This is a genomic window from Streptomyces sp. NPDC046308 (assembly GCF_055588065.1).
Genome location: NZ_JBVJFB010000001.1, coordinates 129,950 through 144,488 on the forward strand (window position 1 = coordinate 129,950; position 14,539 = coordinate 144,488).

The 14,539-nt window shown below is 74.6% G+C and carries 11 protein-coding genes; 3 read left to right on the forward strand and 8 right to left on the reverse strand.

Annotation, left to right across the window (positions count from 1 at the left end; translation table 11 throughout):
• Positions 1-43: 43 nt before the first annotated feature.
• Positions 44-928 (reverse strand): AraC family transcriptional regulator, encoded by an 885-nt coding sequence (locus ACZ6JT_RS00595; RefSeq protein WP_469205717.1) that lies wholly within the window; start codon positions 926-928, stop codon positions 44-46.
• Positions 929-1,270: 342 nt separating this feature from the next.
• Positions 1,271-2,167, reverse strand: coding sequence for an aminoglycoside phosphotransferase family protein (locus ACZ6JT_RS00600; protein WP_469208116.1), 897 nt, complete (start codon positions 2,165-2,167; stop codon positions 1,271-1,273).
• A gap of 138 nt (positions 2,168-2,305) precedes the next feature.
• On the opposite strand from ACZ6JT_RS00600, the gene ACZ6JT_RS00605 reads away from it, so the two are divergent.
• Entirely contained in the window at positions 2,306-5,590 is a 3,285-nt protein-coding gene (locus ACZ6JT_RS00605) for an amidohydrolase family protein (RefSeq protein ID WP_469205719.1), read from the forward strand.
• A 30-nt stretch (positions 5,591-5,620) separates the two neighbouring features.
• Here the strand turns inward: ACZ6JT_RS00605 and ACZ6JT_RS00610 are convergent, their stop codons facing one another.
• Both ACZ6JT_RS00610 and ACZ6JT_RS00615 read right to left on the reverse strand, forming a co-directional pair.
• A complete protein-coding gene (locus ACZ6JT_RS00610) occupies positions 5,621-6,019 on the reverse strand; it encodes a nuclear transport factor 2 family protein (RefSeq protein ID WP_365481438.1) in 399 nt (132 codons plus the stop codon).
• A gap of 82 nt (positions 6,020-6,101) precedes the next feature.
• A complete protein-coding gene (locus tag ACZ6JT_RS00615; RefSeq protein ID WP_469205721.1) occupies positions 6,102-6,893 on the reverse strand; it encodes a class I SAM-dependent methyltransferase in 792 nt (263 codons plus the stop codon).
• Between the two features lie 117 nt (positions 6,894-7,010).
• On the opposite strand from ACZ6JT_RS00615, the gene ACZ6JT_RS00620 reads away from it, so the two are divergent.
• Positions 7,011-7,457: a hypothetical protein gene (locus tag ACZ6JT_RS00620; RefSeq protein WP_469205723.1), complete on the forward strand. Its 447-nt coding sequence runs from the start codon at positions 7,011-7,013 to the stop codon at positions 7,455-7,457.
• Here ACZ6JT_RS00620 and ACZ6JT_RS00625 read toward each other — a convergent pair.
• From ACZ6JT_RS00625 to ACZ6JT_RS00635, 3 genes are all read right to left on the reverse strand, one after another.
• Positions 7,447-7,971, reverse strand: a complete 525-nt coding sequence (locus ACZ6JT_RS00625) for a GNAT family N-acetyltransferase (RefSeq protein ID WP_469205725.1) — start codon at positions 7,969-7,971, stop codon at positions 7,447-7,449. The two genes, ACZ6JT_RS00620 and ACZ6JT_RS00625, sit on opposite strands and share 11 nt — an antisense overlap.
• 58 nt (positions 7,972-8,029) lie before the next feature.
• A complete protein-coding gene (locus ACZ6JT_RS00630; protein WP_469205727.1) occupies positions 8,030-9,307 on the reverse strand; it encodes a serine hydrolase domain-containing protein in 1,278 nt (425 codons plus the stop codon).
• A gap of 110 nt (positions 9,308-9,417) precedes the next feature.
• Positions 9,418-11,505, reverse strand: coding sequence for a SpoIIE family protein phosphatase (locus ACZ6JT_RS00635; protein ID WP_469205729.1), 2,088 nt, complete (start codon positions 11,503-11,505; stop codon positions 9,418-9,420).
• 242 nt (positions 11,506-11,747) lie between these two features.
• Between ACZ6JT_RS00635 and ACZ6JT_RS00640 the strand changes: the two genes are divergently transcribed.
• Positions 11,748-12,368, forward strand: a complete 621-nt coding sequence (locus ACZ6JT_RS00640) for an L-threonylcarbamoyladenylate synthase (RefSeq protein WP_469205731.1) — start codon at positions 11,748-11,750, stop codon at positions 12,366-12,368.
• Positions 12,369-12,393: 25 nt separating this feature from the next.
• On the opposite strand, the gene ACZ6JT_RS00645 is transcribed toward ACZ6JT_RS00640, so the two are convergent.
• Positions 12,394-14,535, reverse strand: a complete 2,142-nt coding sequence (locus ACZ6JT_RS00645; RefSeq protein WP_469205733.1) for a bifunctional serine/threonine-protein kinase/ABC transporter substrate-binding protein — start codon at positions 14,533-14,535, stop codon at positions 12,394-12,396.
• Positions 14,536-14,539 lie beyond the last annotated feature (4 nt).

A 14,539-nucleotide genomic window follows, 5' to 3' on the forward strand; every position in this document is an offset into this window, starting at 1 on the left:
GCATGGGGGGAAGCGGGGCCGGCGGTCTTGTAGGAATCGGCGTTCAGGCGGGGTCCGGCAGCAGCAGGCTGGTCACCCGGCCCGCCACCCGGTCCAGCGCCGAGCCGGGCGGCAGTCCGCCCCGGTGGGCGGCGAACCGCGACGGGGTGAGCCCGGTCATCGCCTTGAACTCGCGGATGCAGTGGGCCTGGTCGTGGAAGCCGCCGAAGGCCGCCACCTCGGCCCCGTCCAGGCCGAGCGACTGGAGGCGCAGCGCCCGCTGGAGCCGGGCCACCCTGGCGACGGCCTTCGGCGCCAGCCCCACCTGCTGCCCGAAGCGGGCGCGCAGGTGGCGGGGGCTCCAGCCGACCTCGCTGGAGATCCGGCTGAGGGCTTCCGGCCGGCTGTCCGCGTGCAACCGCCGCAGGGCCTCGCGGACTTCTGGCGAGACCGTGCCGCCCTTGTCACCGCAGGAGAGGAACACGGAGTCGAGGAGGGCGAACCTGGCGGCCCAGGAATCGGCCTCCCGGAGCTGCTCGACGAGGACGGCGGCGGTCCGGCCGAGCAGGTCGGACAGGTCGACGAAGGCCTCCGTGAAGTACCTCATGGGTATCCCGAAGGTCCGGTAGGCGCCGAGCGGCGAGAAGGTCACCTCGATGCCGTGCAGACCTCCGGCGTGCTCGCCGCGCGTGGCGGTGGTGCGCAGCCCGGAGAGGAAGGACGAGGCGCCCTGGGGCGGTCCGCCGGCCGTGAGGCTGAGACCCCCCGCGAGGGCGATGACCACCGTCACCACCCCGTCGGGGACTTCGAGCCGGGACCGGGGCCTGCCTTCCGGCAGCCGGTAGCCGTGGTACGCGATGATCTGACCCCGCAGGGCCGCTCCAGGGCGCGACCTGACGCTCTCGGCACCTCCGGCGGCGGGCTCCGGGGCGCGAACGATCGAGACCATGCCTACCCCCCGTTGGGCGCCTACGGTCCGGACGGCCACCAGGATGCATCAGCGGGAGCCCGATCCACAGGCGGGTCTCGGCACATTGCCGGGTGGGCGGGGCAATTGGCCGGTTCCGAGTGGTGACACCAAGCTCTCGCGGCTGCTTGCTCTCACCCTTCGCCCCTTCCACGGGTCCGTGCCGGGCGGAAGGCTGTTCCACGGGAACACGGCGAGCCTCCGAGGGAGAAGCGCCCCGGATCCCGAGACGCCGTATGTCCGGATTTCAGAATCCCGGATTTCAGAATCGAGGTGTTCCCATGATCTGGGACTGACCGACCCAACCGGTTCGCCCGCGCCCCGTCAGCCCGTCCCCGGTCCCTCCGCCAGCACCTCGCGGATCACGTGCCGGGCGTTGACCGCCATCGTCCGGTTCGTCCTCCGGTAGTACGGCAGCGCGATCAGCGCCTGCGAGAGGGTCCGCCCCCGGCCCCGTCTCCAGGTCGCGTCGTCCACGCCGAGCTCTTCGCGGAAGACCTCGCGCGCCCCGGCCGGCAGCAGGTTCCACGCCGGGAACAGATCGCACGCCGGGTCCCCCGTCCCCATGCAGCCGAAGTCGATCACCGCGGCCAGCCTGCCGCCGTCCACGAGCAGATTGCCCGGCATCAGGTCGGCGTGCAGCCACACCGGCGGCCCGTCCCACTCCGGGGCCCGCAGCGCGTCCTCCCACACGGCGGCCGCCGCGTCGCAGTCGACGCCCTCCTGCGGGATCCCGCGCAGTTCCTCGATCGCCGCCCGGGTGGACGCGTCGAGCGAGGCGACCGGCCCGCCGCGGTGGGCGCGCGGGGCCCCCGGCAGGGTGATGCTCCGCATCGCCGCCACGAACCCGGCCAGGTCCCGGGCCAGCGGCACCGGTTCGCCCAGCGCGCCCGCCTCCGGGTTCTCCCCCGACAGCCACCGGCACACCGACCACCGCCACGGATACCCTTCGGCCGGCTCCCCGGCCCCCAACACCTCGGGGATGGTGGTGGGCAGCGCGGGGGCGAGGCGCGGCAGCCACTCCCGTTCCGTGGGCACATCCTCGGCTCCGCCCGCCGTCAGGGGCAGCCGTACGGCCATGTCCTCGCCCAGCCGGTACATGGCGTTGACCGTGCCGCCGGACGGGAACCGCTCCACCGGCAGCCCCGCCCACCGCGGGAACTGCCCGGCGACCAGCCGCCGTACGAGGTCTTCGTCGACGGGGTGCTGACCGGGATGCATCTGTCCTGTGCTCACGACCGCCATCCGACCTCCGAGGGCCTGACGGGATCAAGCGATTTATCCCGGACGGCGTCGCCGTTGCCCCGGAGGGGTCTTGATCGTTTGGTTGTACGTCGACACGGGAGGCGAGGGGTCTCAATGCGAGTTGCGCGCAGGACGGTGCTACAGGCGGCTTCGGCGGGAGCCGCGGCCGCGCTGCTCGGGCGTTCCCCCGCGGCAGCCGGCCAAGAGGCCGCGGCCGGGACGGGGACGGCCCGGGCGGGGACCGGCGCGGGGACGGTCGGCGCGGGGACGGTCGGCGCGGCGACCGTCGGGCTGCGCTTCACCCGGACGACCAACGGAGCCGCGACCGCCACGACCGCCGGGGACCGGTTCGTCGCCGAAGTCCAGAACGTCCTGTGGTCGCTGCCCCCGGACGGTTCGCCCGCCACGCCCCTCACCCCGCCCGATCTGGAGGCCGGGCGTCCGGTGTTCTCCCCCGACGGCCGCCGAGTGGCGATGAGCGCCTACCGCGGGGGCGTCTTCCACCTGTGGGTGATGAACGCGGACGGCTCCGGTCTGCGCCGGCTCACCGACGGCCCCTTCGACCACCGCGCGCCGGCCTGGTCGCCCGACGGCCGCACCCTCGCCTGCTGTTCCGAACGCGGCGGTGATCCGGTGGCCGGCAGCCCGTACCGCATCTGGACCGTCGACGTCGCCGGCGGCCGCGCGCGCCGCCTGACGGGCCTGCCCGGGCAGGAGGGCCCCGGCCAGGAGGGCGAGTGGGAGGACTCCGACCCGGTCTGGTCGCCGGACGGCTCCCGCGTGCTGTTCGTCCGTGCCACCGTGACCACGGGCACCCCGGCCGGCGACACGCTGACCGCCCGGACCATCGCCTCCGTCTCCGCCGAGGCGCCCGGGCCGGTACGGGTCGAACACGCCGTCGCCGACGGCCGGCTGATGGCTCCCGCGCTCTCCCCGGCCGGCCGCACCGCCTGGCTGTCCGCGGCGCCCGGCCCCCGCAAGGCCGAGACGCTGAGCCTGTTCGTCGACGGCCGTCAGGTCCCCCTCGACGGGGACCTCGCGCCCGCCCCGCCGCGCTGGATCGGCGACGACCGCCTGCTGATCACGCTCGACGGCCGGTTCCGGGTGATCCGCCCGCACCGTGACGAAGGCGAAGGCGAAGCCGAAGGCGAAGGTAACGGTGGCGGTGGCCGGGAGATCCCGCTCGACGCCACCCTCGAAGTGACGCGCCCCCGCTACCGCGTCAAGGAGTACGTCCTGGAGGCCGAGCGCAGCCTCCCGGTCCGCGGCATCCACCTGCCCGCCCTCTCCCCCGACGGCCGCAGCGTGGCCTTCGCCGCGCTGAACGCGCTGTGGGTGGCGCCCGTCTCCGGCGGGGCGCCGCGCAAGATCGTCCAGGCCCCCGCCACGGCCTACGTCCAGGGCCCGGTGTGGACTCCGGACGGCCGGGCCCTGGTCTACACCGACGACCGCGACGGGCTGAACACCGTACGCCGCAGGGAGCTCGACGGCGGCGGGGAGAGCGTGCTCGCGCCGGGCGGCCGGGTCTACGGGGCGCTCTCCCCGGACGGCACCCGGCTCGCCGCGCTGGACCTGGCCGGGCGGCTCCTCGTACGCGACCTCGCGACCGGGACGGAGACCCCGCTGGTCGCGGCGCTGGGCGGGGGCGGCCTGCCCGGCCCGCCCAGCTGGTCGCCGGACGGCCGGCATCTCGCCCTGTGCGACCGCAACCGGCTCAGCCGGCGCTTCCGCGAGGGCTACAACCTCATCCGGATCGTCGACACCACCACCGGCGCCGCCCGCCTGTACCCGCTCGCCCCGCACGCCTCGCTCGCCGACCGCTACGCCTCCGGACCCGTCTGGTCACCCGACGGCCGCTTCCTCGCCTGCGTCAGCGAGTCGGCGCTGTGGCTGCTGCCCGTCGGCCCCGACGGCGCGCCCACCGGACCCGCCCGCCGACTGACCGACGAGCCCGCCGACCACCCTTCCTGGTCCGCCGACGCGCGCACCCTCCTCTACCAGTCCTGCGCGCGGCTGCGCCTGCTCGGCCTCGACGGCGACGGCGCGCCCGCCGGGCCCGCCCGGACCGTGCCCGTCTCCCTCTCCTACCGGCGCCCCGCCCCCGTCGACACCGTCGTGCACGCGGGGCTGTTGTGGGACGCCACCGGCTCCCCGCCGCGGGCCGACGTCGACGTCCTCGTCAGCGGCGGCCGGATCACCGCCGTCGAACCGCACCGGCCGGGCCGCCGCGCCGCCCGTACCGTCGACGCCTCCGACGGCACGGTCCTGCCGGGCCTGTGGGACGCGCACGTCCATCCGTACCCCTACACGTACGGGGCGCGCCAGGGCGTGCTACACCTCGCCTACGGCGTCACCACCGTGGTGTCGCTCGGCGGTTCGGCCTACGAGCAGGCCCGGCTGCGCGAGGACATCCGGGCCGGGCGGCTCGCCGCGCCGCGGCTGCTGGCCGGCGGGGAGCTCCTCGACGGCTCCCGGGTCGCCTACAGCATGGGGCGTGCCCATCGCACCCGTGCGGGGTTCGCCCGCTCGCTGGCCCGGGGCGCGGCGCTGGACTGGGACTTCGTCAAGACGTACGTACGCGCCCCCTGCGAGCTGATGGCCGACGCGGCCCGCTTCGCGCACGACCGGCTCGGCGTCCTGGCCGGCTCCCACTTGTGCGCCCCGGGCGTCCAGGCCGGCCAGGACCTGACGACGCACCTGGTGGCGACCGAACGCGCGGAGTACGGCCACGGGGCGACCCCGCGCGGCCACACGTACCAGGACACCGTGGAGGTCTACACGCGGGGCGGTTTCGATCTCATCGCCACCCCGTTCACCGCGCTGCCGCTGATCGGCTCCGATCCGGCGCTCGCCGACGATCCGCGGGTGACGGCCCTGATGCCGCCGTGGGACGTGGAGGCCGTCCGGGCCGCGGCCGCGAGTGCGCCGAGCGCGGAGCAGAGCGCCGTCCTGGAGCGCGAGGTGGACGTCTACCGGCGGGTCGTGGCGGGAGGCGGCCGGCTCGCGCTGGGCACCGACGCGCCGCTCACCCCCGTGGGGCTCCACCTGCACCTGTCCCTGCGGGCCCTGCACCGGTACGGGATGTCGCCGGCGGAGGCGCTGACCACCGTGACCCGGACCCCGGCGCGGGTGTTCGGTGTCGCGGACCGGCTCGGCACGGTCGAACCGGGCAGGATCGCCGACCTCACCCTCGTCGACGGGGACCCCTTCACCGACTTCGCGGACCTGGTCCGGGTACGGGCGACCGTCCGGGGCGGTGTCGTACGTGAACGCCCGGCCTTGGAGCGTGCCTTTCGCGCCACCGGCGCGACGCCGGACGCGGCTGCCGGGGACTGGGGCGGGGTGCTGCGCCAGATGCTCCGGGACGGCTGCTGCACCGCCCACGAGGGGGATCGCTGAGAGGCGCCGCAGGCGCGGTGGGCTGCGCGGTCAGGGCTGGTCGTACCAGGAGAAGGCGGCGATCCGCCAGCCGTCCGGGGTCCGCACGAACTGGATGGTCTTGGTCCCGCCGCCCTCGAAGGGCTCGCCGTCCAGGATCCCGGACTTGCGGTACTCGCCGAACCGCGAGGCGATGTCGCCGGCGATCTCGGTCCGTTCCGAGGTCTCCCACTCGGAGAACTCGGCCAGCCGGCCGCCGGAGAGCAACAGCAGGCGCGGCTCGATGAACTCGTCCACGGTGTAGGGCGTGAAGTCCGGGCCGGTCTTGACGATGACCGCGCCCGGGAGCATCAGCCGGCGGAGCCGTCCCACGTCGGCGGCCTGGCCGCCCCGGTTGTCGAAGGCGCCGAAGAACTCGGCGGTCACCACGTCAATCTCGGCCTTGGACATGGCGCGACACTAACACCCGTACGGGCGGCGGGCGTCGCACGAAGCCGACGCCACCTCCGTACGTCCGTACGTCCGCGTACGGTCAGGCCGCGAGCGCCGTGGTGATCACCAGGGGCGGCCTCGCCCGCTCCGCCGACCACGGGCGGCCGGCCGCGAGGTCCGGGTCGGCGACGGTGAGGGCCTCGTCCACGGTGGGCCGGTGCTGGACGACGTCCCGGAAGCCCGCGCGCTCCAGCAGGGCCGGGAAGTAGCCGACGGGCCAGGCGTGATTGCGCATCTCCTGCCAGGTTCCGTCGGTGCGCAGCAGCCGTACCGTCAGCTCGTCGCCGGGCCCGTAGACCTCGCCCGGTTCGCCGATCCGCAGCGAGGCGTACTCGATGCCGTTGCAGTTGGGGTCGGTGGTCAGCAGCACGAACAGCCCGTCCGGGCGCAGCAGTCGGCGGATCTCGGTCAACACGCCGACCACCGCGTCCTCGGTCGGCAGCGACGCGAGCACGTGGTTGCACATGACCGCGTCCGCGCAGCCGTCGGCGAGAGCGGTCACCCGGCCGTTCTCGACGAGGTGGTACTCCGCCACCGCGGTCGCCGAGGCGCGGGCGAGCGCCAGCATCTCCGGGGAGGTGTCCACCCCGAGGACGCGCGCCCCCAGCTGCCGCGCCGCGCGGTCGGCCACCTTGCCCGGTCCGCATCCGTAGTCCACCAGGACCGCCCCGGGGCCGATCCGGCGGGACAGGGCCCGGAAGACGAACGGGTAGCCGAGCAGCCAGTCCGTGGCCGCCTCCACCGCCGCGAAGGCCCGCGCGCCGTCACGTCCGGACCAGGCGGCGCCGTCTGCCGCGCCGCTCTGCCCGGGTCCCTCCGACCAGTCGCTCACAGCCCCACTATCGACCCATCCCGACCACTCGGCACGGTGACGACACGACGTCCCGGGCCCGCCGCCGTCCCGCCGAAACGGCCCAGGGCCGGACGGCCCCGTGACAGCATCGTCCCCATGAGCCGAGACGACAGCGACGAGGCGTACGTGGTCGGCCTGTGCAACCAGGTCCTGGGCGCCACGGCCCTCACCCAGCACAGGTTCGACTGGCTGCTGGGCGATCCCGGGGCGGGAGGCCGGCGGGCCAGGCTGCCGGTCGACGCCTACTGGCCCGGCCACCAACTCGTGCTGGAGTACCGGGAGCGCCAGCACGACGAGCCGACGCCCTTCTTCGACAAGCCCCACAGGATGACGGTCAGCGGAGTCCACCGCGGCGAGCAGCGGGCCCGCTACGACGGCTACCGCGACGCGCAGATCCCGGCCCACGGCCTGCGGCTCGTGGTCGTCCGCCCGTCCGACCTCGCCGCCGACGGACGGGGGCGCCTGCGCCGTGCCCCGGAGAGCGACGTGGAGTTCCTCCGGCTGCTGCTCGGCGGGGTGGCGGAGCCGGGCGCTAGAGAGTGATCCAGTAGCGCCGCTTGGGGCCGATGATGGTTTCGCGGACGTCTTCCAGTACGCCGCCGTTGGACTCGATCGTGCGGATCGACGCCTCGTTTCCGGGGTCGCACGTCAGCAGGACCCGGTCCATCCCCAGCAGGCGGGCCTCGTGCCGGACGGCGCCGAGGGCCCAGGTGGCCAGCCCGCGGCGGCGGGCGGAGGGCCGCACGCTGTAGCCGATGTGGCCGCCCGCGTCGAGGAGGAAGCCGTTCAGGTAGTGCCGCAGGTCTATCGCGCCGAGATAGGTGTCGTCCTCGGCGATCCACCAGTACGTGGCGTGGACGCGGCCGTGCTCGAGGGGCGCCGTGCGGTCGCCGTACCGGTGCAGCCGGTCCACCCAGGCCGCGAAGCCCTCGGGGCTGTCCACGTCGTCGTCGGAGCCCAGTCCGGCGCCGTCCAGGTGGGCGTCGGGGCCCGCTTCCCGCTGGGCTGCGAGCCAGGAGCCGTGCAGGCGAGTGGTGGGGCTGATGAGCTCTGGCATACCTCGGACCCTAACAGTCGGATCATCCGACCCGGTCCCGTGGCGCCGGGCGCGGACCTCAGCCGGACGTGGGTGCGGGCGGCTTCGACGTGGGCGGCGAGGCCGAGGTCGAGGGCCTGGGGACCGACGGCTTGTGCCCGGGGTAGACGTGGTCGGGGGTCACGATGCTGGTGATCGCCTCGCCGAAGAGGGTGCTGGGCTCCTGGCCGTCGTGCAGGACGTCGGTGTTGAGGATGACGACCAGGGTCGCCTGCTCCTGCGGCAGGAAGACGCCCAGGCTCTCGTAGCCCGGGAGCGAGCCGTTGTGGCCGATCCAGCCCTGGACGTTGAACAGGCCCAGCCCGTAGCCGGCGCCGGGGATGCCGACCGAGGTGGTCTTCAGGCGCTGGGCCTGTGTCTCGGGCGTCAGCAGCGTGCCCGTGGCGAGGGTCCGCGCCCAGCTGCGCAGGTTCTGGAGATCGGAGATCATCGCGCCGGCGGCCCAGGCCCAGGACGGGTTCCAGCCGGCGGCGTCCTCGATCCTGCCGGAGGCCGTCTGGTCCGTGTAGCCCTGCGCGTGCGGTGCGGGGAACTCCGCGCCCGTCGGGAACAGCGTGCGGCCCAGTCCGGCCGGCGCCACGACGTCCCGGTTGATCACGTCCTTGAGCGGTCGGCCGGTGACCTTCTCGATCAACAGGCCGAGCAGGATCAGGTTGGTGTTGGAGTACTCGAACTTCGCGTTCGGCTCGAACTGCACGGGGTGCTTGAAGGAGTAGTCGAGCAACTCCTGCGGTGTGAAGGGACGCTGGGGGTCGGTGGTGAACGCCTTGTCGAAGTCCGCGTCCTCGCTGTAGTTGAAGAGCCCGCTGCGCATGCCGGCCAGCTCGCGCAGGGTGATGCGGTCCCCGTTCGGGACCCCGGCGATGTAGTCGCCGATCGGGTCGTCCAGGGCGACCTTGCCCTGGTCGACCAGCTGGAGGACGGCGGTGACCGTGAACGTCTTGGTCTGGCTGCCGATGCGGGTGTTGAAGTCGGTCCGCATGGGCGCGCCGGTCGCCTTGTCGGCCACGCCGAAGGCCCTCACGTAGCTGCCCTTGCCGGGTGCCCACAGTCCCACGATCACGCCCGGCACCCGGGCCTCGCGCATGACCTGGCGCACGGCGGCGTCGAGTCGGGCCGCGACGGCGGGGGTGAGCTCCGGGAAGCCGTCCTCGCCGTCCGGGGTGGGGGCCGCGGGGGCGGAGCGCACCGCGGCGGGCGTCCCGTACGCGAAGCCCGCGACGGCCGGGGCGACGAAGAGGGCCGCCGCGGCGGCGGCCACCCAGGTCCGGCGGAACCGTATGTGCGTCGGAGTCACCACAGGCCTCCTGCCGTACGGGGGTCAAGGCGGGGCGATCACGATCAGCGTAAGGTCGCGCCGGCCGGGCCGCGCGGCGAGCGGTCGGCTGCGCCAGGGCCGCGGCAGGGCTAGGACAGGGACCTGGCGCGGGCGATGACCAGGGCGACGTCGTCGTGGTCGTCCGGCCGCCGCAGGGAGTCCAGGAGCCGGTCGCAGGTCTCCTCCAGCGGGCGTCCGGTGTCGGCGAGCAGGGTCAGCAGCAGGTCGAGGCGTTCGTCGATGGGCTGGTCCCGGGTCTCGACGAGGCCGTCGGTGTAGAGGACGAGTTGATCGCCGGGCGCCATGGCGACGGTGGTGGCCTCGAACGGGATGCCGCCCACGCCGAGCGGTGCGCCGGTGGGCAGGTCGAGGAGTTCGGGGGCATGGCCGGACCGGATGAGGACGGGCGGCAGGTGTCCGGCGACGGCGACCCGGCACTGGGCCCGGTGCGGGTCGTAGACGACGTAGACGCAGGTGGCGATGGTCTCTTCGAGGGCGGCGGTGGTGCGGTCGAGCTGCTGCAGCACCTGGGTCGGGTCGAGGGCCAGTTCGGCGAGGGTGCGGGTCGCGGTGCGCAGTTGTCCCATGCTGGCGGCGGCGTTGATGCCGCTGCCCATGACGTCGCCGATGACGAGGACGGTGGTGTCGTCCGGGCCCGCGATGGCGTCGAACCAGTCGCCGCCGATCTCGCTGCTGGCCGCGGCGGGCCGGTACCGGGAGGCCACTTCCAGCCCCGGCGTGGGCGGCGGGTGGTGCGGGAGGAGGTGGTGCTGGAGGGCGAGGGCGGTGTGGTGCGCGTTGCGGTACCAGCGGGCGTTGTCGATGCAGACGGCGGCGCGGGCGGCCAGTTCCCCGGCCAGCACGATGTCGTCGTCGTTGAACGGCAGCGGGTTGCGGGTGCGTTTGAGGTCGAGGGCGCCGAGGACCTCGCCGCGGGCGATGAGGGGCACGGCCAGGTACGAGCGCAGGCCGGCGCGGGTCAGGAGCGAGGCGGCGGTGCTGTCGCGGGCGATGCGCGAGATGTCCTGGGCGTGGACGTGGGCCACCAGGACCGGGTGTCCGGTCGTCACGGACTGGGTGACCAGCCGGTCCGCGGCGTAGGCGGCGATGTCCCCGGGCGGGTCCGCGGCGCGGACGGCCTCGCTGGGGAAGGCGGAGGCGACGGCGAGGGCACGGAACACGGCGGGCTCGTGGGCCGACGACCGCAGGGTCGGTCTGCCTTCGAGGACGGAGTCGAGGATGTCGACGGCGGCGATGTCGGCGAGTTCCGGTACGACGACGTCGGCGAGCTCGCGGGCGGTCTGGTCCAGGTCGAGGGTGGTGCCGATGCGGACGGTGGCGTCCGCGATCAGGGCCAGGCGCCGGCGGCTGCGGGCGATCTCGATGGCCGCCTGGTGACTCTGGGTGACGTCGACCACGGAGGTGGCCAGTCCGAGGACGCGTCCGGTGGCATCCTCCAGCCGGTAGTACGACACCGACCAGGCGTGCTCGGTGCGCTCCCCGCCGTAAGTGCGGCCGGCCGTGAACTGTTCGAGCAGCGGCGTACCGGTGGCCAGGACCTGGCGCATGGCGGATTCGGCGGCTTCCGCGTCATCGAGGAAGGACAGGGCCTCACGGACGCCCCGGCCGATGTGGTCGGCGGCGGGCAGCCCGTTGATCCGCTCCAGCGTCGGGTTGACCAGCACGTATCGCAGTTCGGTGTCCAGGACGGCGAGGCCGATCGGGGACTGGGCCACCAGGCGCGCCGAGAGGGCGAGGTCCCGCTCCAGCTGCCGCAGCCGCGTGCGGTCGGTCGCGATGCCGAGGGCGTACAGGTCTCCGTGCTCGTCGAGCAGCCGCATGTTGCGGAATTCCACCAGCCGGGTGCCGCCGTCCTTGTGGCGTACCGGGAAGGCGCCCGCCCAGTCCCCCGCGCCGCCCATGACGCGTGCGAAGAGCTCGGTGACGAGCCCCACGTGCTCCTCGGAGGCCAGCATCCGGGCCGCGGGGCGGCCCAGCGCTTCCTGGGCCGTCCAGCCGAACAGCTGCTCGGCCTGGGGACTCCACAGGGCGATCCGTCCTTCGGCGTCGAGGACGACCGCCGCGACGTTCAGGACGTCGAGCAGCCCGCTGGGCGGGGCGATCCCGGGCGCGGTGCGCCCGGCTCCGCCGGCCCCGGACCCGTCGATCGAACCCATCGGGGACGCTCCCTTCCGCCACCTCCGGCCCGGCCCCCACCCGCCCAGCGGCGGCCCGGGGCGCACGGCTCCCTCTCATCGTGCCCCGGAACCCGTCCGGCAGCGTCCGGAGCGGCCCGAACGGCTCGTGCGCCCGCCCGGCCGGCCGGGCCGTGGTCATCGGTCCGGACCGGTTCGTCAGCGCGCACCTCTGCGCATCGGCGCGGCCGCAGGGCGGCGCCGGGACCACGTAGGCTCGGCGGATGGCGAAATACTTCGACGTGCACCCCGAGAATCCTCAGCGTCGCACGATCGGCAACGTGGCCGACATCATCCGCTCCGGCGCGCTTATCGCGTACCCGACAGACTCCTGCTTCGCGCTGGGTTGCCAGCTGGGCAACCGTGACGGCATCAGCCGGATCCGGTCGATCCGCAATCTGGACGACCGTCACCACTTCACCCTGGTGTGCCAGAACTTCGCACAGATGGGCCGGTTCGTCCAGATCGACAACGACGTGTTCCGGGCGATCAAGGCGGCCACGCCCGGCAGTTACACCTTCATCCTCCCGGCGACGTCGGAGGTGCCGCGCCAGCTGATGCACCCGAAGAAGAAGACGGTCGGGGTCCGGATTCCCGACCACGTCGTCACGCAGGCCCTGCTCGAGGAGCTCGGCGAGCCGCTGCTCTCCAGCACCCTGCTGCTGCCGGACGAGGACGAGCCCATGACGCAGGGCTGGGAGATCAAGGAACGCCTCGACCACGAGGTGGACGCCGTGCTGGACTCCGGCGACTGCGGTACGGAGCCGACCACGGTCATCGACTTCTCCGGCGGCGAGGCCGAGATCGTGCGCCGGGGCGCGGGCGACACCTCGCGGTTCGAGTAGCCGCGCCTCCGGGGTCGGCGGCCGGTCACGCGGAGGGTCGTACGTCCGGGTAGAGGCCCAGGTACCGGTACGCGCCGGATTCGGCCCGGTAGAGGTGGGCGATCCGGTCTCCGGTCAGGACGTGGGTGCCCGTGTCGAAGGCCAGCGGTTTGGCCAGGCCCTGGTGGGTCGTCCGGAAGATCCGCCGGGTCAGGCCCGCGCGGCCCCGTCCCTCCTCCTCCAGCCTCGTGAGGGCGGCGGCCAGCAGGCCCACGGCGTCGTACGCCTCGGTGGCCCAGCGGGCGGGCGGCTCCCCGTGCGCCGCGCGGTGGGCGGCGACGAACTCGGCGGCGGCGGGGAGCGCCAGCGGGTCGGTGAAGAGGGCGCTGAACACCCAGCCCTCGGCGGCCGGCCCGGCGTCCGTGAGGAAGGCCGGTTCCATCACGTGCTGGAGGGCGACGCGCGGGCCCGGGAATCCGGCGTCGGCCAGGGCCCGGGCCAGCCGGGCCGCGCGCTGCGGTGAGGTGCCGGCGTAGACGACGGCCTCGGCCCGGGCCTCGGTCAGGGCGCGGACCGCGCCCGCGAAGTCGGAGCCGCCGACCGGGATGCGGTGGACGCTGAGGGTTCCCATCGAGGGCGGGCTCTGCTGCAGGGTGCGGATGAGCGGCCAGGTGGGTTCGCCTCCTTCGACGTCCTCGACCAGGCCCGTGCGCCGGACGGGCTTCACCCGGGTGAGGTAGTCGATCACCGGGAGGGCGAACCGGTCCCCGGCCGGGCGGGTGGCGCACAGTGTCCGCCATTGCGACTGGACGGTCTCCGCGCTGTCGACCGCCACGAGCACCAGGGCGAGGTCGGCCCCGGCGCAGGCGGCGGCCAGCTCGGGCACGGCCGCGTCCCAGGTGGGGCCGGTGAGCGCGGCCACGGCGGGGTCGGCGACGAGTTCCTTGACCACCTGCGCGGCCCGCGCCGGGTCCCCGCCGTCGTCGGCGACGCGCAGGGCCAGCAGGAACGCCGCGTCCTTGCGGCTGTTGTGCCGCTCCACGGCCAGTCTCATGCCGCGCTCGTGGGCCTGGCCGACGGCTCGGCCGGGACCGGTCAGGTCGGCCTGCAGGCCGAGGGTGAGGGTGGCCGGGTCGCGGGCCGGCGGTGGCGTCCCGCCGCGGGCCCGCCGGCGGGTGGCGAACCAGGCGGCCGGTGCGCCGACGGCGGCCAGGCCCGCGCCGGCCACGAGCAGCCGCCGGCGCGTGAGGCCCCGTACCGGTGTCTGTGGCGCGTCGATCCGGGTGGGTTCCGGGGCGGGGAGGTCGAGGGCTCTGGTGGAGCGTTCGGCGATGAGCCGGGGCAGCGGGGGCGGCAGCCAGTCCTCGGCGTCCGCGCCGGACGGGTCGTCCCCGAGTGCGGCCCTCAGCCGGGCCGGGGTGGGCCGGGCGGCCGGGTCCTTCGCCAGGCAGGCCAGCACCGGTTCGAGCAACTCGGCCGGCAGGCCGGTGAGTTCGGGCTCGTCGTGGACCGTGCGGTAGACCACCGCGGCCGCGTGCCCGCCGCCGAAGGGTCCGTGACCGGTCGCCGCGTACACCAGGACACACCCGAGGGAGAACACGTCGCCGGCGGCGCCCACCGCGGGTCCGCCCGCGCGGGCCTGCTCCGGGGCCAGGTATCCGGGGGTGCCGATGACGGCGTCCACGGCCGTCAGGGTGGCCGCCCCCTCGGCGCGCGCGATCCCGAAGTCGATCAGCCGGGGCCCGTCCGGGGCGAGGAGGATGTTGCCCGGTTTGACGTCGCGGTGGACCAGCCCGGCGGCGTGCACCTGTGCGAGCGCCTCGGCGAGCCGCGCGCCGAGGGTCCGTACGGCACGGGCGGGCAGCGGGCCGTACGCCGCCACCGCCTCGGACAGGGCGGGTCCGGGGACGAACGGGGTGGCCAGCCACGGCTCGCGCGCCTCTGGGTCGGCGGCGATCACCGGGACGACCCAGCGCCCGGTCAGCTGCCCGGCGGCCTCCACCTCGCGGCGGAACCGGATGCGGAAGTCCGGGTTGGAGGCGTGGTCGGCGCGGATGACCTTGACGGCCACGAGGGTGCCCGTGGCGGAGCGGGCGAGGTACACCGTGCCCATGCCGCCCGAACCGAGGCGTCCCAGCAGCCGGTTGCCGCCGATCGCCGCCGGATCGGCCGGGGTGAGGGGGCGCATCCCC